The sequence below is a fragment of the Tumidithrix elongata BACA0141 genome (genome assembly GCF_036349135.1).
Taxonomy (GTDB): domain Bacteria; phylum Cyanobacteriota; class Cyanobacteriia; order Pseudanabaenales; family Pseudanabaenaceae; genus Tumidithrix; species Tumidithrix elongata.
This window is the reverse complement of the sequence record NZ_JAZBJZ010000088.1, coordinates 1-22,793: the sequence shown is the minus strand read 5'-3', so window position 1 is coordinate 22,793 and position 22,793 is coordinate 1. Positions and strand designations below refer to the sequence as shown.

Below are 22,793 nucleotides of genomic sequence, written 5' to 3'. Positions count from 1 at the left end.
TCTCTTTTTATTTTCGTTTTTCGTCTCTGACTGATTTTTAGAGGTGCCCTTAAGTAGTTGTAAAATTTTATTCCTATATTTTGGATGTTCCAAACTTTTAATTGTAAATTGGCGACCCCAAATTTTGTCTATATCTATATCGATCTTCAAATTTTCTGAGAACCAAGCTAAAACTTTATCAGCAATCTCAACATTAAACTGAGCTGCCACCGAAAGAAAAAGAGCGTTCTCTCTAGTTCTAGCTATGACTCCTCTACTACCTTTAAAGATCCGCGCTACAGAGATATTCTTCCCTTTTCTCTCAAAGATTTTCATTTCTTTCGTTGTAGGTGTGTAGAAAAGCCATTCAGAGACGACTTCTTTTTCAGTTATCTCAAATCCATATCTATGAACCTTCTCATCCATCAGGAAAACAATTTCAAATGAAGATGGCTTTCCTTCCGTTTCTGCGCTTAGCTTAAATCTTTCAAGGTGAATCATTTCTGTTGCCTGAGTTTCCTTAGAAGAATTTAAAATAAACCATTGCATGAAGCGAATTGCTTTTACTAAGTTGCTCTTTCCACTGGCATTCGCTCCATAAATTGCAGCACTTTTAAGCAAACTCAGGTGGCGATCTACTGCAAAGATATTATTCTCATCTAGAGATTTATCTTTAGATGAAAGTTTTGCTGCCACCATGCTGAAGGTAACAGTCTCCTTAAACGATCTGTAGTTGCCAACGCTAAATTCTATAAGCATAAATCGCTTTAATGATGCTCAAACACGATTATTTGTGAAATTCTCACAATTTTACTGATTATAGCTCAGCATTAGACAAAAAACGACTAGAAGAAGAGTTCGCAATCTTAAAGCAAAGCTACTGCACTTTCACTATTCTCGCCCAAGTTTATCGCCAAATGCCTGCTCGTAAACCGTCCCAATCTCACATAGGTCTATATCCTTAAAGGGTGGGGCGATCAGCGTGATACCAAAAGGCAATCCATAATTAAATTCCTGCTTGCGAAATCCAGCGGGTAAAGCGATCGCGCATAAATCCAATAAATTCACAAAGTTCGTGTAATAGCCTAAATTGCTGTTGAGTTGAATAGGTTCGGCTTCAACTTCGGCAATCTTGTAAATGGTTCCTGTGGTGGGAAGAAGAAGGATATCCATCTTTTCCCATTCTTTATGAGTCCTTTGTTTAAGAGCTTGCAGATTTTGCAACGTTTCAAACACATCAGCAGCGGAGAACTTCTCTGCGAGAGAGAGAATTTGCTTAATTACTGGAAGAACATCATCGGGATGACTGGCAACAAATTCTTTTAAGCCACTATATCGCTCCACAATCCAAGCACCAGAATAGAGGGATTGAGCGACCTCTCGAAAAGGTGCAAAGTCAATTTCTACGGGCTGACCTGATAAAGATTCCAAGTTGCGAATGCTTTGCTCAAATAACTGACTAGCTTCGCGATCGCCAAAAAATTCCAGTTGCTCTAACTTGGGCACACCAAAGCGAAATCCCTTCTTGGGTAATACCTTAGAGGATTCAATAGGAAAAGGACGAGAATAACTATCCTGTGAATCGAAGCCCTGTGTAATCTCAAAAATGCGTCGAGCATCTTCACAATTGAGCGCAAAAACAGAGACACAATCTAGCGAACGACTGGCTGGAACCACACCAAAAGTACTGAGCAATCCTTTGGTGGGCTTCAGTCCAACAATATTGTTAAATGCCGCAGGAACCCGTCCCGAACCAGCCGTATCTGTTCCTAAGGCAAAGCTAACAAATCCCTTCGCCACCGCTACCGCCGAACCAGAACTAGACCCGCCGCTGATATATTCCGAATTAAAGGCATTGCGACAGGCTCCCCAAGGCGATCGCGTTCCCACTAAACCCGTGGCAAACTGATCGAGACTTGTCTTCCCAATTAAGATGGCTCCAGCATCGAGCAATTTCTCAACAACTGTGGCATGTTGTGATGCCTGATAGGTATAGGCAGGACATCCTGCGGTAGTGGGCAAATTCGCTACATCAATATTATCTTTAACCGCAAAGGGAATTCCATATAAAGGCAAAGCTTCTAATCCTCGAATGCGAACTCTTTCTTCCAGCTCTTCAAGCGATCGTAGAACAATCGCTCGATCAAGCAAGGTAATCCAAATAGGATTATCCCCATACTCTTCAATTCGTTGATAAATCTGATAAATAACTTTAATAGGCGTTAAGGTGCCAACTCGATAAGCATGGGTAAGGTTCTCAATATTCAGACAAAGTTCAGTCATTATGATTTTTGAGAGTTTATAACTAATTCTGGTTTAACACCATTTATCGGAATTTCGCAATAAATCTTAGAAAATAACTAGAAATGCGATCGTAATTGGGTTTGATCGACATTGGAAATAGTTCCTCATACTTGAATTTGAACATATAAAAGATGTAATCGGCTATACATTTACATGTGTATATCCTTGCTAAGGTTTGGGTAAGCTTTAACATCTCGCCTTCCTCCAAGCAGGTTATCTACTTGCAACCTAGCGCATCCATTAAAATTGAAAGATTCTCTTTTATTTGGTTTTCGTCTTTTGTAAGTTCTCCTAAACTTGGAGGTTGTTTCTGAGAAAAGAGAATGTCAAAAGTGAAATCGGTGTAATGGAAATGTTGACATTTGGTGTGTAGGAAATGAAAGGAATAAATTTTAACTATCGTTTGATTCAGAATGCTTCATGTTTGGCATGTTTGAGTTTTCTAGCATTTACAGCTAGTGCTAATGCAGAGGTCAAGGCAACAGATCCTTCGCTTACTTCTGCCACTAAGGTTTCAGTTCAGCCTGATGCCAGTATCAATAGCAAGGATTCATCGGTAGTTGTTCAAGCTACTACTGAGGTTGTTACTCCTAGTTCTAGTGTAATGCGTCGTGATTTAGCAGTGCCCACTGTAAATTCACAAACAGCACAAACAACCAATGTGTCGCAACTATTACCTCAAGTTACGACCTTGAGCAAAGAGGGAGACGGATCCAGATCTGCGGGCAAAATGGCACAGGTAACCTCGGTGTCGCAGCTGAGCGATGTCAAGCCAACTGACTGGGCATTTACAGCCCTTCAGTCCTTGGTAGAACGCTATGGTTGCATCGCAGGTTATCCCGATCGCACCTATCGCGGTCAAAGAGCCATGACTCGCTATGAGTTTGCCGCTGGTTTGAATGCTTGTTTAGACAAAATTAACGAAATTATTTCCGCTGGTTTGGCAGACAAAGTCAGTAAGGAAGACCTTGCCGCTCTCCAAAAACTCCAAGAAGAGTTTGCAGCTGAGTTAGCAACCCTACGCGGTCGTGTCGATGCCCTTGAAGCAAAAACTGCCACACTTGAAGCGCAACAATTTTCTACCACCACGAAACTAGGCGGTTTGGTATTTTTTAACCTTACTGGTGCTTCTGGAGGCAATAACGTTAAATTTGAGACGGGTGCTAGGGTAGGTGGTGTTCCTGTTGTTGGAACAGCGACAAAACCTAATCTCACATTTAGTGGTCTGGCTTGGCTTACTCTCAAGACATCATTCACTGGAAGCGATATCTTGACAACACAACTTGCGATGGGTAATGGTACTTCTCCATACAATGCCTACAATGGTTTTCCAACAACCTTTACTTTCTTTAACTCCACAGGTGTACCATTTACCGATCAGACGGCTGGAATTAACTCGAACCAAGTAGTTTTACGCGAACTTTCTTATCAGTTCCCTGTGTTTGAGAAAGCAAGTTTAGTAGTGGGTGCGAGAGTCAATTTCTACAAGTATTTTGATAACAACCGCTTCACCCTCTTTTTGAATGGGACGAGCAGTTTCAACTCGATTGACAGTACTTTACTCACCAATGCCAAACGTGGAGCTGGTGTTGTGTTCATGACTCCCTTGGGACAAAATTTTGACTTCAAGATTGGCTACCTAGCTGAGGACAATGAATTTTTACCCGGTCCTCGTTCAGCTTCCGATCCTAACCAAGGTCTCTTTGGTGGTAACAATGCTCTAACTGCTGAAATTGGCTTTAAGCCTAGCGACAACTTTACACTCAGGCTGTTGTATAGCCGCACTAACTTACAAGCACTTTTTGGTCAAGTGGGTGGTGTTGGTGCTACACCATCCTTGCCAGGTCTGGCGGATGATGGTGTTACTGGTGCTGGTCTGAGTAATGGTCAGTCAGATGTCTTTGTGGCTAACTTTGATTGGTTGGTAACCAAAGGCTTTGGTCTGTTCGGTCGTTATGGTATCAGTTCGACTAACCTAAATAAGACTACAGGTGGTTCCGCAGGAAGTGTAACAACACAGGCATTTCAATTTGGTTTAGCATTTCCCGATCTATTTAAAGATGGCGCATTGGGAACACTCTCCCTAGTAATGCCCTATAACTTCACAGGCGGTAGAAATCTTTTGGTTGCAGGTGCAGGAGATGGTGGTGTACAGTACGATCTAGAAGCTGCCTATTCTTTACCTATCACAAAGAATATAACCCTCGTGCCTGCGGCTTACCTAATTCTCAACCCCAATAACTTCAGTAGTAACCCCTCAGTTTTTGTGGGTAACCTACGCATGCAATTCAGCTTCTAATTCCGCTTAGGTCGTGGTAGTGTTTTGAGGTGTTGTTCTTACCCTTTGAGGAGGATTTCATCCAACCTTTAGGCAACCATACTTGAAAACACTACCTTCCTCTTGCTGTCAGTTAAGAATAAATTTTTGGAGGGCAACTTGGATAGAGATTCTTTATACATACATCGTCGTCAGCTAATTCGCGGTCTTCTTGCTACTTCTGCCTTTGGTTTGACATCTCAGCTTTGGACAGGATGTGCGCCAACCGAGCAAGCATCTACTCCTGGGAAAACAAGTCCAGGAACTACTCCAACTAGTGGTTCACCCAGTGCAACAAGTGCTTTGACGATTGGGTTTATTTATGTTGGGCCCAAGGATGACTTTGGTTACAACCAGTCTCACTTTGATGGGAAAGAGGCGATTTCCAAGCTGCCCAACGTCAAAACTGTAGATGAAGCGAGTGTGCCTGAAACGGCCCAAGTTCAGGAAACGATGTTGAGTATGATTAACCAAAATGGGGCTAATGTCCTTTTCCCAACCTCTTTTGGTTATTTCGATCCGCACATTCTCAAGGTGGCTGCTGATAATCCTAAAGTGCAATTCTTCCATTGTGGTGGACGCTACGAAGATGGCAAACATCCTAAGAATATCGGTAGTTACTATGGCTACATTGATGAAGCCGAATACATTGCGGGTATTGTGGCTGCCTTGACATCTAAGTCTGGCAAGTTGGGTTTTGTTGCCGCCAAACCAATTCCTCAGGTGTTGCGTAACATCAACAGCTATACTCTGGGCGCTCGTAGTGTGAATCCAAAGATCACCACACAGGTTATCTTTACAGGTGACTGGTCTTTACCTGTAAAAGAAGCTGAAGCTGCTAGTAGCATGATCGATCAGGGCATTGATGTTCTTACCTGTCACGTTGATAGTCCCAAGGTAGTAATCGAAACCGCAGAAAAACGCAAGATCTTCTGTACTGGATACCACGTCAATCAAGCAAAACTTGCTCCAAACGGCTATCTCACAGGTGCTGAATGGGATTGGGGTAATGTCTATGCCAAATATGTCGAACAGTTCCAAGCTGGCAAGTCTGTGACAGATGGTGGCATTCCTCACCTAGTTCGTGGCGGTTTGAAGGAGAAGTTCTGTAAGGTGTCAGCCTATGGTAGTGCTGTCAGTGCTGCTACGAAGAAAGAAGCCGATACGGCTTTGGCTAAATTTATGGATGGCAGTATGGTGATCTATGCAGGCGAAATCAAAGACAATACAGGGAAGGTGGTGATTTCTAAAGAGAAGAAGTTGAAACAAATCGATCCAGAACTAGAAAAGATGGATTGGCTAGTGGAAGGTGTAATTGGCAGTACTAAGGGCTAAGGCTTCGTTCGGTCAACCTAATTCACGCAACTAACGTATTTTGAAAATCGCTATAGGGGCTAAATTCCAAGGGTTAAATCATGAGCAGTCTCCTTACTAACTGGCGGTCTTGGGCTGAGAAAATCGTGATTCCGATCGCGGCATTACTATTTTCTCTCTTCCTGTTTGGTTTGTTTTGTCTGGCAAAAGGCTCGAATCCCTTTGCTGTTTACGGTGAGATTTATAAATCAGCCTTTGGTAGTTCCTTTTCATGGCAAGGTACTTTGGTGCGGGCAGCGCCGCTGATGTTAACGGCTTTATGTACGGCGTTGCCTGCCCGATTGGGTATGGTGATCATCGGCAATGAAGGCGCTCTGGTTATGGGCGGCATTGGTGCGATCGTTGCAGGTCTTGCCTTAGGAACTTCTGTTCCTCCCTTCGTCGTCCAAATCGGTATGGCGATGGGCGGAATTATCTTTGGTGGTTTGTGGATCATGGCTGTAGGGGCATTGCGGTACTATCGCGGCGTGAATGAAACGATCAGCAGTTTGTTGATGAACTACATTGCGATCGCCATTCTCAATACCTTGGTTGAGGGACCGATGCGCGATCCTTCCAGCTTGAACAAGCCTTCTACTTTTCCCATTGCCGAAGCAAACTGGTTACTTTCTATCCCTGGTTCGAGGGTACATTTCGGGCTAATTTATGGCCTAATTGCTTGCGTGCTTGCTTACTTCTTGATTCAGCGAACTACGTTTGGATTTGCCGTACGCATGACCGGAGGTAACATTCGCGCTGCCAAGATTGCGGGATTGCCCGTCGGCAAGTTAACGCTGATTATTTGTTTTCTGGCAGGTTCCTGTGCTGGTCTCGCTGGGATGGTTGAGATTGCCGCGATTCACCATGCCGCAAATGCTTCCCTAAATGCCAACTATGGCTACAACGGCATTGCGGTTGCCTTTATTGCTCAGCAAAATCCTCTAGCAGCGTTTCTCGTATCGATTCTGATTGGAGGGATTTTGGCTAGTGGTAGTGGTCTACAAAGATCGTTCAACTTACCCGATGCAACGGTCTTGGTGTTTCAGGGCATCGTATTTTTGGTGATTTTGTTTAGCGAGTCGCTCTATGGCAAGTTCGACATTTTTAAGCAAAGAGAAGAGCCACCTGCTGCAGCTCCCCAGCCTCCACAGGCTGCTCCTGTTACTTGATCTCTAGTTGTAAGTTCTATTTAACATTTCCATCTAAACATTAACCCTAATTAATTCATCTGGAGAAAGGAGTCAATGGCAGCAGAAGCAGCAGCAGATTGGTTAGGTGTACCTTTGGCAATTATCGGAGGAACCTTAAGAGGCAGCGCTCCATTTTTGTTTGTGAGCTTGGGCGAGTGTCTGACCGAAAAATCAGGGAAAATCAATCTAGGTCTAGAAGGAACGTTATTACTAGGCGCAATGACCGCCTATGCCGTTTCTTTCCTCACAGGAAATCCTTGGTTGGGAGTTTTGGCAGCAGGTTTTTCTGGCATTGGTTTGGGATTGATTCATGCTTGGCTTTCGCAGTTACCAAGGGTAAATGATGTTGCTGTGGGCGTTGCCATGTTTATCTTTGGCAGTGGCATCGCTTCATTCTATGGCAAGCCCTTCATTAAACCCCAAGCTCCTAAACTGCCTTTATTTGATTTTAGTGGAGGGAGCACTTATGCGCCGCTTCAGTCGGCGCTCCAAGTCAGTCCCCTATTGTTGATTGGTATCGCGATCGCACCGTTAATGTATTGGTTCTTTAAGTCTACCCGTTGGGGCATGTATGTACGTGCGGTGGGAGATAGTCCCAGTGCTGCCCGTGCCATGGGAATTTCCGTAATCTGGACGAGAACCTGTGCGATCGTTGCAGGCAGTTTCTTAGCAGGTATCGGTGGTGCTAGTCTTTCCCTTTACTATCCTGGAATTTGGTCTGAGACCATCTCTAGCGGACAGGGGCTGATGGCTGTGGGTCTGGTAATTTTTGCGAGATGGAATCCAATTCAGTGTTTGTGGGCAGCTTTGTTGTTTGGGGGAGCCCAAGCGATCGGTCCTGCGCTGCAAGCGGTCAGAATCAATGCTTTTCCCTACCTGTTCAACGCCGCTCCCTATATCTTTACGCTAATTATCATGATTATCACCTGCTCGCCCAAACGAACCCTTGCTGGTTCGCCGGGCGCTTTAGGTACTAATGAATAACCGCTTTGAGTAGGGGCAATTCATGAATTGCCCCTACTCAAAACCTTGAATGCAATAAATTCAAATTCCACAAATCCAAACCCAGACTATACCCAGACTATGTTTGTTGAAGCCGATCCCTACCCCTATCCCTACAATGGCGATCTCAGACCAGAGAATACTGTCTTTTTGATCATCGATATGCAAACGGACTTTTGCGGTATCGGTGGCTATGTAGACAAGATGGGGTATGACATTTCTTTAACCCGCGCCCCAATTGAGCCGATTAAAAACGTGCTCAAAGTCATGCGCGAAAAAGGCTTTCATGTGATGCATACGCGTGAAGGGCATCGTCCAGATCTCTTGGATTTGCCTGATAACAAACGGTGGCGATCGCGTCGCATTGGTGCAGGCATCGGCGATCCTGGACCTTGCGGCAAAATTCTAACTCGCGGCGAACCGGGTTGGGAGATTATCCCCGAGCTTGCCCCTTTACCCAATGAGGCAGTAATCGATAAGCCGGGAAAAGGCTCGTTTTATGCCACCGATCTGGACTTGTTATTAAAACGTAACGGCATTCAAAATATTATTCTGGCAGGGATTACAACGGATGTATGCGTGCATACAACTATGCGCGATGCCAACGATCGCGGCTATGAGTGTCTGTTACTATCAGATTGCACCGCAGCCACCGACTACGGCAATCACCTTGCCGCTTTAAAAATGGTCAAAATGCAGGGTGGCGTATTTGGAAGTGTGTCTGATTCTGAAGCATTAATTACAGCGATTACCTAAGTGAGGCGATAGATTGAATATATTAGATTAAATACATAAACTGAAAATAGGCAAACTGAAAACGATACCGAAAACGATTCAGTGATGAGATCGCAGTGGTTGGAGGGAGATTTTTAAACTAAAGGAGAAAAGCAATGTCAGGCAGTATACCCAATGAATCAGCAGATTTTGTGAGTCAGATGACGAGTGAGGTTGTGAGTCCTATAACGAACAGTTCAGAGACTAGGGCTGCAACAAATCCATCCGATCTCCCTCCAGAAGTTGAGGTTGTCAATCTGACCAAGCGGTTTGGTAATTTTACTGCTGTCGAACAAGTTTCTCTCAAGCTAAGACCCGGAACCTTTCATGCCCTACTTGGTGAAAATGGCGCGGGCAAAAGTACTTTAGTCAAATGCATTATGGGCTATCACCCAGCGACCCTTGGTGAGATCTTAATTGACAAGCAGTCCCGTGAAATCCATAGTCCTCGCGATGCCTGTAAATATAGTCTGGGCATGGTTTATCAGCACTTCACAGTCGTACCAGCCATGACCGTAGCTGAGAACTTGTTGCTAGTGCGACCTGACACGCCGATGGTGATCAATTGGGCAACTGAGTTTGCCAAGTTGGAAGAATTTATGGCGACCTCACCCTTCCAAATCGATCTGAACATGCCCATTTCTCAACTGGCTGCTGGGCAAAAGCAAAAACTAGAGATTCTCAAACAGCTTTATCTCAAAAATCGCGTTTTAATTTTAGACGAACCTACGTCTGTGCTTACGCCTCAGGAAGCCGATGAAGTTCTAGGTCTATTACGAGAAGAAGTTACAGCAGGACGCTTAAGCGTGCTCATGATTAGCCATAAGTTCCGCGAGATCATGGCATTTGTGGATGAAGTCACCGTTTTGCGCAAGGGTAAATTTGCAGGACATGGCTATGTCAAAGACCTCACCGTTGCTGACATGGCAGCGATGATGCTGGGCGAACAACGCGAACCTAAAAAAGTTGCGAAAACCGAAACCAATCCCGAAACACCTACTCTCGAAGTTAAAGGTTTGTGTGCCAATAAAGATAATGGCTTTCCTGCTTTAGAAGGGTTGGATTTAACCATTCGAGGCGGAGAAATCATTGGAATTGCTGGCGTATCTGGGAATGGTCAAAGAGAACTAGTGGAAGTCCTGTCTGGACAACGCCCTCCGACGGGTGGTCAGATTTTAGTCAATGGCGAAGTTTATGGGGCAACAAGGGCAGAGATGCAAAAGCATCATGTCTATGCCTTACCCGAAGAACCCTTACGGAATGCCTGCGTTCCACATATGAGCGTAGCTGAGAACCTTGCTCTACGAACATTTGACCGTCCTCCACAGGCAAAAGGCATCCTGTTGATATTTAAAGCCATTCGCGATATGGCGAAAAACCTGATCGGTGTGTTCTCTATTAAAACGCCCTCCCCTGATACCCCAATTGGCAACCTGTCAGGCGGGAACGTGCAACGGGCTGTGTTAGCGAGAGAACTTTCGGCAAACAAGATTAATCTCTTGATTGTAGCGAATCCTGTATTTGGACTAGATTTTAACGCAGTAGAGTACATTCACGGGCAGCTTGTGGAAGCTCGCAATCGTGGGGTGGCAGTGCTGCTCGTCAGTGAAGATCTCGATGAAGTTCTCGCCCTATCCGATCGCTTTATGGTGATCAGTGATGGTAAATTTACCTATGAGAGCACACCAGCGGAAGCTGATTTTGCCACCATTGGTCAAAAGATGGCAGGACATTAAATTTAAAATAAAAATGTAATGCTAAACCCAGATCGAGCTTTGATTTTCAAAGATCTGTTCAATATTCATGCGAACCATCACAATTTACCTTGGCAACCCTTTCGAGAAGGCGTAGACATCTATCGATTATACGGAGATGGTACGGGGGCAGGTGCAGCCCTGTTGCGCTATCAAAAAGGTGCAAGTGTTCCCACCCATAACCATTCTGGCTTTGAACATATTTTTGTTCTGTCAGGAGAACAGACCGATCGCAATGGGACTCATCTCGCAGGAACCCTTGTGATTAATCCTCCAGACACTAGCCATAGTGTTTCTAGTGAATCTGGTTGTATTGTTTTGGCAATCTGGGAAAAACCCGTCGTGATGCAAGCAGACCCATAATATCCCTTAATTAACTACCTCTATGACTTCAATCGCGGCTCAACCCTATGATTACGAACTTCCTACTTCTGGGAAGGTTGCCTTGGTAATTATCGATATGCAACGGGACTTTTTGGAACCAGGTGGTTTTGGCGATGCCTTGGGAAATGATGTCAGTTTGTTGCAAGCGATCGTTCCCACGGTCAAGAAATTGCTAGAAGCGTTTCGGAAACTCGGACTCCCTGTAATTCATACGATTGAGTGTCATGCTCCCGATCTGTCAGATTGCCCACCCGCAAAGTTACATCGCGCCAAATCTGGTCTAAAAATTGGGGATGAAGGCCCGATGGGAAGAATCTTGATCGCGGGAGAGAAAGGGAATGGCATTATTCCAGAGTTGGAACCTATAGAGGGAGAGATCGTAATCTTAAAGCCCGGTAAAGGCGCGTTTTGTCGCACTAATTTGGAATCAATTCTGCAAGAGAAAGGCATTACACACCTTCTGTTTACAGGTGTGACCACGGAAGTGTGCGTCCAGACAACGATGCGCGAAGCCAACGATCGCGGCTATGAATGCCTATTAATTGAAGACGGCACAGAGAGCTATTTCCCAGAATTTAAGCAAGCAACCGTTGCCATGCTTCGCGCTCAAGGTGGAATTATCGGCTGGACAGCGGATGCTGAATCTGTCCTGCGATCGCTTGAGAATTCTTAATCCACTTTAATCCGAAGGAAAACCCAGCGTTCTGGGCGAGCACGGAGGCCCCTCCCCTACGAATTGTGGTAGGGGAGGGGCAGGGGATGGTGTGTGCCTACCCTGATTTGCTGGATAAATGGGACTTTGGGGGAGAATTTGGCATTTACGGTATCAATAGCTCAGATAAAGGGTTTCAGCTTTTCTTATCCCGAACTGACGTTAACCCGAACTCATTTAAGAGGGGCTATTTGCTGTAGTAGAAAGCAATTTCCTTGTCTTTAAGTGGGTTAAATCCAGCATCCGCAAGCATATGATTGAGTTCGTCTTTGGCAATATGTTTTGCGCCAATGCGGACAATGCGCGATCGCATGGTATTGGTGACACCACTACGTTGGCGACCAGCCTCGATCGCCATCACCTTATGGTATAGATCCAATTTTTTGGGGTCGATCGCAGAGCCATCAAAATCGATACCCTGGGAGATCGCCACATCAATGGCATCAGCACCCGTAGTCGATGGTGAAGGAGATTCGGCAGATGTTTCAGTAGACATAGTTTGTAAAACTTAAGAAATTAATTTTGCTACAGTCCAGCTTACTCAATCATGGGGATCGTGACCAGTGGGTTAAATGCTTGCCAGAATTTGCGATAGCTACAGGTATTAAGAAACGTCTAGTTTTGCTAAGATCGACCGTCACTTCAGGCTAAATTGAAATTAAGAAGTATTTAAATAGCTAATCCGTAATATGGTCGCCTTTAACACGACAAAATCACAAGAAATCTTTGCAGCCGCCAAAAACCTTATGCCCGGTGGCGTTAGTTCACCCGTAAGAGCATTTAAATCTGTAGGCGGGGAACCTGTGGTGTTCGATCGCGTGCAGGGGGCTTACGCATGGGACATCGATGGCAACAAATATATTGACTATGTGGGCTCATGGGGCCCTGCGATCGTCGGTCATACTCACCCCGAGGTCATTGAAGCTCTCCATCAGGCACTAGCGCATGGGACGAGTTTTGGTGCGCCCTGTGTCTTAGAAAACCAGCTTGCCGAAATGGTCATTGACGCAGTGCCTAGCGTTGAGATGGTACGCTTTGTCAACTCTGGGACTGAAGCCTGTATGTCGGTTTTGCGCTTGATGCGTGCGTTTACAGGTCGAGATAAAATCATCAAGTTTGAAGGCTGCTATCACGGACATGCTGATATGTTCTTGGTGCAAGCAGGTTCGGGCGTGGCTACCCTTGGCTTGCCCGACTCCCCTGGTGTGCCTAAGTCTACGACTGCAAACACTCTGACTGCGCCTTACAACGATCTGGAAGCGGTCAAAGCCCTATTTGCGGCAAACCCTAATGAAATCTCTGGTGTGATTATCGAACCTGTGGTTGGCAACGCTGGTTGCATTTTGCCTAAGGCAGGATTTCTTCAAGGTTTGCAAGATCTCTGCCGCGCCAATGGAGCCTTGCTCGTATTTGATGAAGTCATGACAGGTTTTCGCCTTTCCTATGGTGGTGCTCAAGCCCGTTTTGGTGTAACGCCTGACCTCACTACCCTTGGTAAGGTGATTGGGGGTGGTCTTCCTGTTGGTGCCTATGGCGGTCGCAAGGACATCATGGCGCTGGTTGCCCCTGCGGGACCGATGTATCAAGCAGGTACATTGTCAGGGAATCCCTTAGCAATGACAGCGGGTATCAAAACCCTAGAGATTCTGAAGCGACCTGGTTCTTACGAATATCTCGACCAAGTTACAAAGAAATTAGCCGATGGAATGCTCGCGATCGCCCATGAAACAGGCCATGCTGCCACGGGCAACGTTCTTGGAGCCATGTTTGGTATGTTCTTTACCAGTCAGCAGGTCTATAGCTATGAAGATGCCAAGACGAGCGATACCAAAAAATTTGCCAAGTTCCATCGTGGCATGTTAGAGCATGGAGTTTACTTAGCACCTTCACAATTTGAGGCTGGTTTCACATCCTTAGCGCATACGGATGCCGATCTTGAAGCAACCCTAGCCGCAGCTCGTGCAGTTCTATCTCAAATTAGTCCTGCATAGGAACGCTTTCGTTTCTCAGAGCAGAAGGGAGATTCTCTCCCTTCTGCTTTCCTTTTGCAAGAGGGCTGGGGGAATCTTGGGGGTATAGCGTTTCAGGTTTTCTTATTCCAAGCTGATACCAATTTCTCTTAAATTTGTGCAACCCCAATTCAAAATGGGCTCTTCATTTCTTTTTGCTACGAGGTTTCTTTTTAGGCAACGGTAATTCCGCTGCGGAGATTTTTATGAGATTGGTCAGCCATCTGCGATCGTCCCACTTGTCACCTGAAATCAAAAGGCATGGTTTTGCGGTGGGGTAGGGAAGTCCCTCGTTAAATTCACCGATGAATGCTTTACCCGCATCAGTAGGTTTGACAAACAGTTGGTCGTCACAAACTAAAGCCACCATTTTTCCGTCGCAATATATTCCGTATTCGCCAAACATCTTTTTTGCAGAAACTGACCCTGCTTCTGCAATTTGATCGAGAATGTAATCAACGGTGCTTTGCTGAGATGCCATACAAAATCTCCAAGTTTTACTTGTTTGCGTGTGTTTCTCCAGCAACAATCACTCAAGTAGCTCTAGTAACTCTGCTTCAGATAGGCAAGTAATGCCTAAAGATTGGGCTTTGGTCAACTTAGAACCAGCTTCTTCGCCGACCACAAGATAGTCCGTCTTTTTGCTAACGGAGTCTGTAACCTTGCCACCTGCTGTTTGAATTTTGGCTTTCGCCTCGTCACGTTTTAGCGTGGGGAGCGTGCCCGTGATCACAAAAACCTTACCCAGTAAAGATGCGTTTGTTGCGATCGCCTTGGCTTCGCCGATGAGTTGGAGCCCTGCTTGTTGTAGACGCACGATCGCTTGTTGACTTTCGGGCTGACGAAACCACTCATAGACGGCTTGGGCAATTTCAGTACCAATGCCATAGACCGAAGCGATCGCTTCGGGTTGGGCCGCAGCCAATTGTTCTACGCTAGAAAAATTTTCGGCTAATAGTTGGGCATTGACGCTACCAACATGGCGAATTCCCAAGCCATAGAGAACTCGCGACCAAGGTTTTTGCTTTGACTGCGCGATCGCTTCGATAATTTTATCAGCGGACTTTTGACCCATGCGCTCTAGGGTCATCAGCTTTGCTACGGTGAGTTCGTAGAGATCGGCAACGGATTTGACGAGATCGGCGCCAACCATCTGGCGCACGAGTTTTTCGCCAATACCATTGATATCCAACGCATCGCGGCTGACCCAATGCTCGATCGCTCCTCTGACTATGGCAGGACAGGTCGGATTCACACAGCGGGTCACGGCTTCCGTTTCTGGTTTGATTACGGGCGATTGGCACTCAGGACAATGCCTTGGCATCTCCACCTTTTCCGCTGTTGACGGACGCAGTTCCACTAGTACCCGCACCACTTCGGGAATAATTTCGCCAGCTTTGCGAACTACGACTGTATCGCCAATGTGTAGATCCAATTCCGCAATCCGATCGCTGTTATGCAGCGTGGCACGAGAGACGGTCGTCCCTGCTAGCAACACGGGGTCGAGTTCGGCAACGGGAGTCAATGCGCCCGTGCGTCCCACCTGTACAGTCACAGCCAGAAGTTTGGTTGGCAATTCTTCGGCGGGATATTTCCAAGCGATCGCCCAACGTGGAAATTTTTGGGTAAACCCTAATCGATCTTGTTGCGTAAAGGCATCGATTTTTACCACCATGCCATCGGTCATGTAGGGCAGTTGAAACCGCTCTGTCTCCCAGCGATCGTAAAAGGCTTGGACTTCTGCCAGTGAGTGGCAAAGCTGTTTGTTGGGATTCACGCGAAATCCCATGTTTTGCAATAATTCCAAAGATTCCCATTGAGATTGGGGTAATGGAAGTATGTAAGAAGTCGGAATATGTAGCGTGTATGCAAAGAAATCTAACCGTCTCTTTGCCACGATCCGCGCATCTAACTGACGCAGCGTTCCCGCCGCCGCATTCCGGGGGTTGGCAAATAGCGCTTCTCCCGATCGCGATCGCTCTGCATTAATTTCATCAAACACTTGAATCGGTAGAAATGCCTCACCGCGCACCTCGACTACGGGCGGTGGATTTTCGAGATTTAGCCGCAGGGGAATCGAACGAATCGTGCGAATATTCTGCGTGATATCTTCGCCAGCGACACCATCGCCGCGCGTTGCCCCCCTTACCAATAAACCATTTTCGTAGGTGAGTGCGATCGCCGAGCCATCAATCTTAAGTTCGCAGACTGAAGCAAAATTTACCACCTGTTCGTCATCTTCCCTAATCGCCTTGAGACAGCGTTCTTGCCATGCTGCCATATCCTCGCTGGTAAAGGCATTCTCTAAACTATATAGAGGAATATTATGCTGTACTGAGACAAACTGTGAAGCTGGACGTTCTCCAACTCTTTGGGTAGGACTATCCGATGTAATCAGTTCGGGATATTGTGTTTCTAGATCTTGAAGTTCGCGATAGAGCCGATCGTAAACAGAATCGGCTAGCTCTGGAGCATCAAGAACGTAATAGGCATAGCTAGCTTTTTGCAGCACTGCCCGCAACTCTTCGATACGTTGTCTCATTGCTGTAGGTAAGGATATAAAAAGCGAACTTCGATGGAATCGCTAAATCAATATTCGGCTCAGGTGTTGCATTAATTAATATTCAATCGTCATGCTGTCAAATGGATTCCCACTACTGCTTCTCACCGTTTTTACCTGTCTAGTTTTTTGAGCCTTGACCGTTGGCGTTGCATCCGTAAAAAAGTCAACATTGAGCGTATTTTCAGCCACATCTGACTCTAACTTTGCCAATCCTCGATCGAGCTCGCCCAGTCGCTGCATGATTTGTAGTTGGCGATCGCACAGCATCGCAAGTTCTTGATGCAGCCTTTCCTTTTCATTTGCCAGTTGGTGCATTTGAATGTAAATCGCCGAAGGGGATTTACGAGGGGGCATAGACCTTAGTTTCGGCTGTATGCGTCTGCGCGGAACGTTGGGGATACTCATAGGACTCACTATAGAGAGAATAGCTAGCGGAATCAGGGTGGAGTTTGGCAGCCACAGACATCAGGGTTTGGATTCGGTCGAGGAACTTGGTTGAAAGAATACTTTGTATAGCACAAAGACTACCAGAGCCATAATGCCTAGGGAGATAGCCGCCATCACTGCCTTAAACAAAATATTAAGAATCGTAAATGTAATGATGCCCACAACCGCGATCGCGATCACTTTGGTTGCCCCAGTTAAACTATTAATCCAACTAATCAGACTACCCAAGCCAGACTTAGCCGTATCCATATTGATGCCATCGACACCAAAGGGTGAGGAGTTTTGCGAGCTTTTTTCTGGCTCAGCCCGTTTTAGCGGCGGCTCGCTGCTTTTCATGTTCATTTCACGTTCGAGCTGACGAAAGCGCTCTTCAATATCGTTGGGGTTGCTCATGGGTTTACGTCCTTATTTTGATTGAAGCTATTTCTAGTTTATGCGTTCCTAGCTTATGCCAGCTTAATTTAGAACATTTCTCATCTAGAATTTACCCCACCCTAGCCCTCCCCTTGCAAAGGGGAGGGAATAAGATTTTCGATCTTCCCCCTTTGCAAGGGGGCATTAAAGGGGGTAAGTCCGACTTACTGGATAGCAACAGTAGTTTCTTGACTAGAAATATTCTTAAATGCTCCTAACATAATATATAGGCTGGAATGTTTAGGCTAGATTCTAAACATGAATGTTCGCGATCGCGAACATTCTATAGTGCACCTTAATTGTTTGCGAACGTAGTACGGGTTTCTAGCCCTTGCAGGCAAGATGCTTGCGCTACAAAATTAATTACTCACTTAAGAATTGCTATATACAGATTGCATCCTTTCGTGAAAACTACTACTCAGTGTTAATGCAAGGTGTTAATGCAAGTCCGTTTAGTTGAAATTACTAAAGCGTTATTATCTCAAATTCATGCCATCGATCGCACTTGTCTGGGGGGACTATGGAGTCTAGAAGCCTATGAGCGCGAGGTTTGCAGCCCCAATAGTTACCTCGTCGGCATTATGTCCCCAGAAAATGTAATTTTGGGGTTTGGCTGCCTTTGGTCAATTCTGGAAGAAGCGCACATCACGATTTTGGCAGTGAGACCAGAATATCAACGACAGGGGCTAGGTAGTTATCTGGTTTGGGGCTTGCTAAAAGCCGCCCACGATCGCAGTTTAGAATGGGCAACCTTAGAAGTAAGAGCATCCAATCAACCCGCGATCGCACTGTATCAAAAATTTGGCTTTACCGAGGTCGGGCGGCGGCGCAACTATTATCAAGTCACGGGTGAAGATGCATTGATTCTTTGGTGTAAGGGCACGCATACACCAGCGTTTGGAAAATCTTTACAAATCTGGCAGCAAGACCTCATCCAAGTTCTAGCTAGTAAAGGTTGGGTTGCGCAAATTTAGCGCAAATTTAATTGCGATAAATCGGAATTTGGTATTAGGCTGAATGCATCATTATTAAATTACTGAATTACAGACGAATAGATCTATTCAGGAGTACCCGTGACGAATCGTGAAATAGAGGAATCGCTTTTAAACACGCTCAATGCCTATGTGCGACATTTTGACATACCAAACTCTCGTGAAGACCTCCTCGCGATCGCTAGTTCAATTTTGACTTTTCAGCAAAAACAGGGAATTCTAAAAGCGATCGCTCCCGAGCAGGTTGATGCGTTGATTCAGCAAGTAGTCAATCAGTTCGAGCCGACGAATATTACAACTTTCCTTGTAGACTCAGCTACTGATACCTTGGTTCAACAGGTAAATGCGTGGCGCGAGTCTTTAGGAAATCAAGTGCTCAATAGCCTCAATGCCTATGTCCAAAAATTTCAGCCTGACAAGACATTAGATTTAACCGAGACGATTGCATCAATTATTCCTTTGATCGAGAATATTCAACTTCATCAAGTCGAAGCCAAATCTCTGATTCAGCGGGTAAAGTCGCAATTTAATTGGCAAAATGCTTTAGAGCAAGCGATCGGAGCTGGGCCCCTTGCGATCGCAGAGAAACTGGCAAAGCTGTTGCAGTTTGGCAACCTTGAGGGTCTCTTAAAGGAAACAGTTTTAGCAAATCTTTCAGGGCTCGATCGGACCCTGGAGACCGTCACAGAATCTCTGGTCAATACGGAACTTTCAAAAATCCTTGGTAATCATGCGCTTCAGTTCGATCTCGATCTAAACACCGATCTGGAATCTCGACAACTGTTGGTCAAACAGGTAACGCTTAAACTCAACCTCATGCAGCGATCGCCATTGCCTTCAAAGAGTGTCCAAGAAATAGCCAACCAAGTGGATAGTGAGATTGAACGCCTTAAGGCAGGACGACCGAAGGAATTTGAGATTTTCAATCAACCAAAACCACCTATTCTCAGAGATTTAAACGTTGATATTTCAAAGCCAAAAGGAGATTTGAATTAACTTCAATGTAACGTGACTTGAAATGCCTTGGCATCAAAATCCTGAAATGCTAGGCTTTGAGGATTTCTTAGATCGTATAAAAGGTAATTTTCATGACGACTTACTATCCACTGGCGATCGGGAATACATGGACTTATCGCATGAAAGACGGTCAAACTTTAAGGGAGAGACTTGGGAAATCAAGTACAAGGCAAATAATATTGGTTGAATTGAACCATCGTTGCATCTAAACCATAGCTTCTCAACAAATCAGAACAGCTTACTGCCGTAGTTCACAGCATAAAACCAGATCAAGGCAATTAGAATCATCGGATAGAGAATTCGTGCCGAAATATTTAAATATTTGAATGCTCGTTTATATCCCTCTTTTTCTAATTTTGCGCCGATCGCCGTGACGATAATGGGAATTAAACACAGCCCAAAATAGGTGTAAAAGATATATTCAAGCGCCACGGTGTAGCCCACTTCGGGCAGTTGATTATTAAAAGATAGCAGCAGCACGATTCCCGATAGCAGCGCTGAGGCTGGAGCCATTGTACGGGGCACGAACATATTATAGGGAAAGAAGAGCGCACAATAGGTCAGTAACGCCAGCAAGATCAGGGGTAGTAAGTTCTTGGCGAGGAAAACCAAGGTCTTCCGTTTTAGGGTCATGCGAACGCTAAATCCGGGGTAGTCAACCTGTGTAGTGGACTGAAATAGATCGGGATCGCCTTGCGTAGAACTACTACGAGAAGTGTCTTGGAAGTAGGACATTTCTTTAAAATCCCAAAGTTGCAGCCCCTGAAACGGTTTGCGTTGAATCGCATCGGGTTTCGGCAATTTCAGACCCAGCGTATCAATTACATAAACGAGGCGATCGCTGGATAGATTGGGGTTGTCAAAGCGCAGGGTGAGATTTTGCGAATCAAAGGGATAGTCGCGAAAATCAAAGGCATTGCGAAACTCGCCGCGCACGCGATAAAGCCGATAGTTGATGCCATTGCCGACAGTTTGAGCTTTGAGTGGTGCTTTCGGATCGAAGATGGGAGCGGTGGGGTTAACACTATTCGCTAGGGCATCGGGAAATTGAATCTGCACGGGATCGTCATTGCCATTAAAACGGAACCAAATATAAAAATCAGTGGTAAAGCTAGCCTTATCGATACGGTTCAGCTTATTGAGGTCAATGCCCGTATAAACCACCCGTTGCCGCCAGAAAAACTGATCGCCCGCTTGGACGATATTTCCTGCTTGTAGTTCGGCAGGTAAGTTTAAACTTTTGGGATTGGCGATCGTCGTAAACTGCTGAGAAGCCGAAAGCAATTTATAGTCTTGAAACTGTGCCACCCGTACAGGTTGGTCGCTATCGCGGTTGGCATTAAAGTAAATGGGGCCAGTCAGTCCGCGCAATGCCACTTTACGACTATTTAAACTACTGAGTGCCGTGTTGACCAACTCGCGATCTTTACTGACACTAGCAGGTGTAATTTGCAGATCGGATTTACGCAGGGCATCGACAGCCGCGATCGCGGCTTCATAAAATTTTCCACCTAGATAGGAGGGCAACTTACCATCATGAGTTTTTTGGTAAGCATTGACAAATTCTTGGGCATCCGCGCCAGCACTATCAAACAAGAGCGGCGAGGCGACGTACATCCCATCGGTAAAGAACCCAGGATCTTTTTTCTCTTCGTCATACTTATCAAAGCGTTTGGCAAAAGCTTCGCGGGAAAGGGCTTGATCGCCTAAGACAGGAGTTTTGAGTCCGCGCTGTTTGAGTGCCACCAAAAAATCTTCTGCCACATCTTCTTTGGTGAGGGTGAGAAAGAGAATGCCTGGATCTGGCTCTGCTGCTAGCTCGTTCAAAATCTGCTGAATCGATTGCTTGCGATTATTGGGATCGGAATCCAGCGCCCATGTCTTCTTGACCGTTCCATTTGCCCCAAAAGCTGTTTTGATCCGTTCCGATTGCACTTGTTCATTTTTACTGGCATTGTCATAGACAATGGTGGCAGTCTTAAACTGCAAAACCTGTTGGGCGTATATGGACAGAACGCTTGCTAGGGTGGAGTTGGTGTAAACCATCCGAAAATAGTAAGGGCGATCTGCCGTTACTTTTTCGTTGTTCGCCGTTCCCGTAATCGCGGATAGTTTGTTGTCTTGATAGATACTTCCCGCTGCGATCGATGCATCCGATGTCCGATGTCCGAGGACAATAAGGGCTTGGGTTTTGACAATCTCTTGCGCTACCTGCTGCGCTCCATCGGCACTGCCTTTATCATCATAGGTCAGCAATTTAATCGGATGTCCGTTGATGCCTCCTTCTCGGTTGACGATATCTGCATACAACTGGATGCTATCTACCATCTCTTGACCGCCACTCGCGCCGCTCCCTGTAAGTGGGGCAGCAACGGCGATCGGAATGGCGATCGCATTGTCCGCCTTAGGCGATCGCGGCATAAGCAAAGCGATCGTAATCACAAGAAACATTGCTGCTAAAGCAATGGCGATGAATTTGGCGAGACGGTTAGTTTTAAAGAAGTCAGAAACGGTTTGCATGATTCTAGTGATGGTGGCACACAGATCAAACTTTACACTGACTTTGCATGCGGCTAAGCCTGAAATTATGATTCTGGGTGATAATTAAATTCAAGCAAAAGCAAAGTCTTCAGAAATCAACCGCTTCAATTTATGACAAATTAAAGAAAATAAGCAAAAGATTCTATATATTTCTGATATTCCAATAAACATTTGATATTCTGATTTATTGAGAATAATTGATACCTTATTCAGAGCATATTATGGAGGCTCATACGTAGTTATTGATTTTCATTAAATCATCGTATCTTAAGGATAGGAGCGATCGCTATGATTACTCAAACAATGGTACAACCGTCTTCTTGGGTTGAAGGTAGCATTCAACTCCAAAAGGTTCGTGGACTCAATCTTTTTAAATTTACTGATGAACTTCAAGCCCGTCTAGAAACTCTCATCGATCGGCAAAAAACTGATATCCTCACTCCCGAAGAAACGGCTGAACTTGCAGGCATCACCGAACTCGATCGCATCTTTACTCTAGTAAATGCTCGAATCATTGCTGAGTCATGACCATCAGCACTATAAGTCGTCAACGTATCCGTAACCGTGCCAAATTTTTGTGCGAGTACTGCCACTCCTCCGAAGAAGCCAGTACCTCCCGCTTCACATTCGACCACCTCATCCCACAATCTCTTGGGGGCAAAGACAACGAAGACAATCTTGCGCTTGCCTGTCATCGCTGTAATGGTCGTCGCTACAACTTTACAGATGGCATCGATCCTGAGACCCAAGCAACGGTTCCACTCTTCAATCCTAGACAAAATAAATGGTCAGAACATTTCATCTGGTCAATTAACGGACAAAAGATTTTGGGTGTTAGCCCTATTGGACGAGCAACGATTGACCGTCTCGATATGAACGACGAGCGACATGATGATGCTTCTATTCAGCGTGCCCGTCGTCTCTGGATTCGCGGCGGATGGCATCCACCCATCCACGATCCACAACAGTCAGCTTGTTAACTCTTCTATGGGCATCTCTAAAAATACAAACAAGAGTAGGAAGGGATTTGAGGAAAATGAG

At 45.5% G+C, this 22,793-nt stretch carries 22 protein-coding genes; 14 read left to right on the top strand and 8 right to left on the bottom strand.

Annotated features, from left to right (window positions below; genetic code table 11):
• Together V2H45_RS18375 and atzF are read right to left on the bottom strand one after the other, a co-directional pair.
• Positions 1 to 678 (bottom strand): AAA family ATPase (locus V2H45_RS18375; RefSeq protein WP_330485127.1); only part of this gene is annotated, 678 nt, incomplete at its 3' end.
• A 192-nt stretch (positions 679 to 870) separates the two neighbouring features.
• A complete protein-coding gene (atzF, locus tag V2H45_RS18370) occupies positions 871 to 2,262 on the bottom strand; it encodes an allophanate hydrolase (RefSeq protein ID WP_330485126.1) in 1,392 nt (463 codons plus the stop codon).
• 397 nt (positions 2,263 to 2,659) lie between these two features.
• Here atzF and V2H45_RS18365 point away from each other — a divergent pair, with 397 nt between their 5' ends.
• The 8 genes from V2H45_RS18365 to V2H45_RS18330 all read left to right on the top strand — a co-directional run bounded on the left by V2H45_RS18365 (position 2,660) and on the right by V2H45_RS18330 (position 11,730).
• Positions 2,660 to 4,582 carry an iron uptake porin gene (locus tag V2H45_RS18365; protein WP_330485125.1) on the top strand — a complete coding sequence of 641 codons (1,923 nt, stop codon included), beginning with the start codon at positions 2,660 to 2,662 and terminating at the stop codon, positions 4,580 to 4,582.
• A gap of 138 nt (positions 4,583 to 4,720) precedes the next feature.
• On the top strand, positions 4,721 to 5,935 hold the full coding sequence (locus V2H45_RS18360; RefSeq protein WP_330485124.1) for a BMP family ABC transporter substrate-binding protein: 1,215 nt from the start codon (positions 4,721 to 4,723) through the stop codon (positions 5,933 to 5,935).
• 80 nt (positions 5,936 to 6,015) lie between these two features.
• Positions 6,016 to 7,122 carry an ABC transporter permease gene (locus V2H45_RS18355; protein ID WP_330485123.1) on the top strand — a complete coding sequence of 369 codons (1,107 nt, stop codon included), beginning with the start codon at positions 6,016 to 6,018 and terminating at the stop codon, positions 7,120 to 7,122.
• A 75-nt stretch (positions 7,123 to 7,197) separates the two neighbouring features.
• On the top strand, positions 7,198 to 8,127 hold the full coding sequence (locus tag V2H45_RS18350; RefSeq protein ID WP_330485122.1) for an ABC transporter permease: 930 nt from the start codon (positions 7,198 to 7,200) through the stop codon (positions 8,125 to 8,127).
• Between the two features lie 99 nt (positions 8,128 to 8,226).
• Positions 8,227 to 8,901, top strand: a complete 675-nt coding sequence (gene biuH, locus V2H45_RS18345; protein WP_408648825.1) for a biuret amidohydrolase — start codon at positions 8,227 to 8,229, stop codon at positions 8,899 to 8,901.
• Positions 8,902 to 9,035: 134 nt separating this feature from the next.
• On the top strand, positions 9,036 to 10,655 hold the full coding sequence (locus V2H45_RS18340; RefSeq protein WP_330485120.1) for an ABC transporter ATP-binding protein: 1,620 nt from the start codon (positions 9,036 to 9,038) through the stop codon (positions 10,653 to 10,655).
• Between the two features lie 18 nt (positions 10,656 to 10,673).
• Positions 10,674 to 11,036 (top strand): cupin domain-containing protein, encoded by a 363-nt coding sequence (locus V2H45_RS18335; protein ID WP_330485119.1) that lies wholly within the window; start codon positions 10,674 to 10,676, stop codon positions 11,034 to 11,036.
• A gap of 22 nt (positions 11,037 to 11,058) precedes the next feature.
• A complete protein-coding gene (locus V2H45_RS18330) occupies positions 11,059 to 11,730 on the top strand; it encodes a cysteine hydrolase family protein (protein ID WP_330485118.1) in 672 nt (223 codons plus the stop codon).
• Positions 11,731 to 11,956: 226 nt separating this feature from the next.
• On the opposite strand, the gene V2H45_RS18325 is transcribed toward V2H45_RS18330, so the two are convergent.
• On the bottom strand, positions 11,957 to 12,265 hold the full coding sequence (locus V2H45_RS18325) for a small RNA NsiR4-regulated ssr1528 family protein (protein ID WP_330485117.1): 309 nt from the start codon (positions 12,263 to 12,265) through the stop codon (positions 11,957 to 11,959).
• A 193-nt stretch (positions 12,266 to 12,458) separates the two neighbouring features.
• Between V2H45_RS18325 and hemL the strand changes: the two genes are divergently transcribed.
• Complete coding sequence (gene hemL, locus V2H45_RS18320; protein ID WP_330485116.1) at positions 12,459 to 13,760, top strand: glutamate-1-semialdehyde 2,1-aminomutase; 1,302 nt, start codon at positions 12,459 to 12,461, stop codon at positions 13,758 to 13,760.
• Between the two features lie 163 nt (positions 13,761 to 13,923).
• Here the strand turns inward: hemL and V2H45_RS18315 are convergent, their stop codons facing one another.
• The 4 genes from V2H45_RS18315 to V2H45_RS18300 form a co-directional block, all read right to left on the bottom strand.
• Complete coding sequence (locus tag V2H45_RS18315; RefSeq protein ID WP_330485115.1) at positions 13,924 to 14,259, bottom strand: TfoX/Sxy family protein; 336 nt, start codon at positions 14,257 to 14,259, stop codon at positions 13,924 to 13,926.
• 48 nt (positions 14,260 to 14,307) lie between these two features.
• Positions 14,308 to 16,320: an NAD-dependent DNA ligase LigA gene (gene ligA, locus V2H45_RS18310; RefSeq protein WP_330485114.1), complete on the bottom strand. Its 2,013-nt coding sequence runs from the start codon at positions 16,318 to 16,320 to the stop codon at positions 14,308 to 14,310.
• Between the two features lie 75 nt (positions 16,321 to 16,395).
• On the bottom strand, positions 16,396 to 16,695 hold the full coding sequence (locus V2H45_RS18305; RefSeq protein WP_330485113.1) for a hypothetical protein: 300 nt from the start codon (positions 16,693 to 16,695) through the stop codon (positions 16,396 to 16,398).
• A 111-nt stretch (positions 16,696 to 16,806) separates the two neighbouring features.
• Entirely contained in the window at positions 16,807 to 17,181 is a 375-nt protein-coding gene (locus tag V2H45_RS18300) for a hypothetical protein (protein ID WP_330485112.1), read from the bottom strand.
• Positions 17,182 to 17,642: 461 nt separating this feature from the next.
• Between V2H45_RS18300 and rimI the strand changes: the two genes are divergently transcribed.
• The 3 genes from rimI to V2H45_RS18285 all read left to right on the top strand — a co-directional run bounded on the left by rimI (position 17,643) and on the right by V2H45_RS18285 (position 19,398).
• Positions 17,643 to 18,176: a ribosomal protein S18-alanine N-acetyltransferase gene (gene rimI, locus V2H45_RS18295; protein WP_330485111.1), complete on the top strand. Its 534-nt coding sequence runs from the start codon at positions 17,643 to 17,645 to the stop codon at positions 18,174 to 18,176.
• 99 nt (positions 18,177 to 18,275) lie between these two features.
• Complete coding sequence (locus V2H45_RS18290; RefSeq protein ID WP_330485110.1) at positions 18,276 to 19,190, top strand: hypothetical protein; 915 nt, start codon at positions 18,276 to 18,278, stop codon at positions 19,188 to 19,190.
• A 22-nt stretch (positions 19,191 to 19,212) separates the two neighbouring features.
• Complete coding sequence (locus V2H45_RS18285; protein ID WP_330485109.1) at positions 19,213 to 19,398, top strand: hypothetical protein; 186 nt, start codon at positions 19,213 to 19,215, stop codon at positions 19,396 to 19,398.
• A gap of 41 nt (positions 19,399 to 19,439) precedes the next feature.
• Here the strand turns inward: V2H45_RS18285 and V2H45_RS18280 are convergent, their stop codons facing one another.
• Positions 19,440 to 21,731, bottom strand: coding sequence for an ABC transporter substrate-binding protein (locus V2H45_RS18280; protein ID WP_330485108.1), 2,292 nt, complete (start codon positions 21,729 to 21,731; stop codon positions 19,440 to 19,442).
• 309 nt (positions 21,732 to 22,040) lie between these two features.
• On the opposite strand from V2H45_RS18280, the gene V2H45_RS18275 reads away from it, so the two are divergent.
• Together V2H45_RS18275 and V2H45_RS18270 are read left to right on the top strand one after the other, a co-directional pair.
• The gene (locus V2H45_RS18275) at positions 22,041 to 22,280 is read left to right on the top strand and encodes a hypothetical protein (protein WP_330485107.1); all 240 of its coding nucleotides are present in this window, start codon (positions 22,041 to 22,043) and stop codon (positions 22,278 to 22,280) included.
• Positions 22,277 to 22,732 (top strand): HNH endonuclease, encoded by a 456-nt coding sequence (locus tag V2H45_RS18270; RefSeq protein ID WP_330485106.1) that lies wholly within the window; start codon positions 22,277 to 22,279, stop codon positions 22,730 to 22,732. Before V2H45_RS18275 ends, V2H45_RS18270 begins: the two co-directional genes overlap by 4 nt.
• The last annotated feature ends 61 nt before the right edge of the window (positions 22,733 to 22,793 follow it).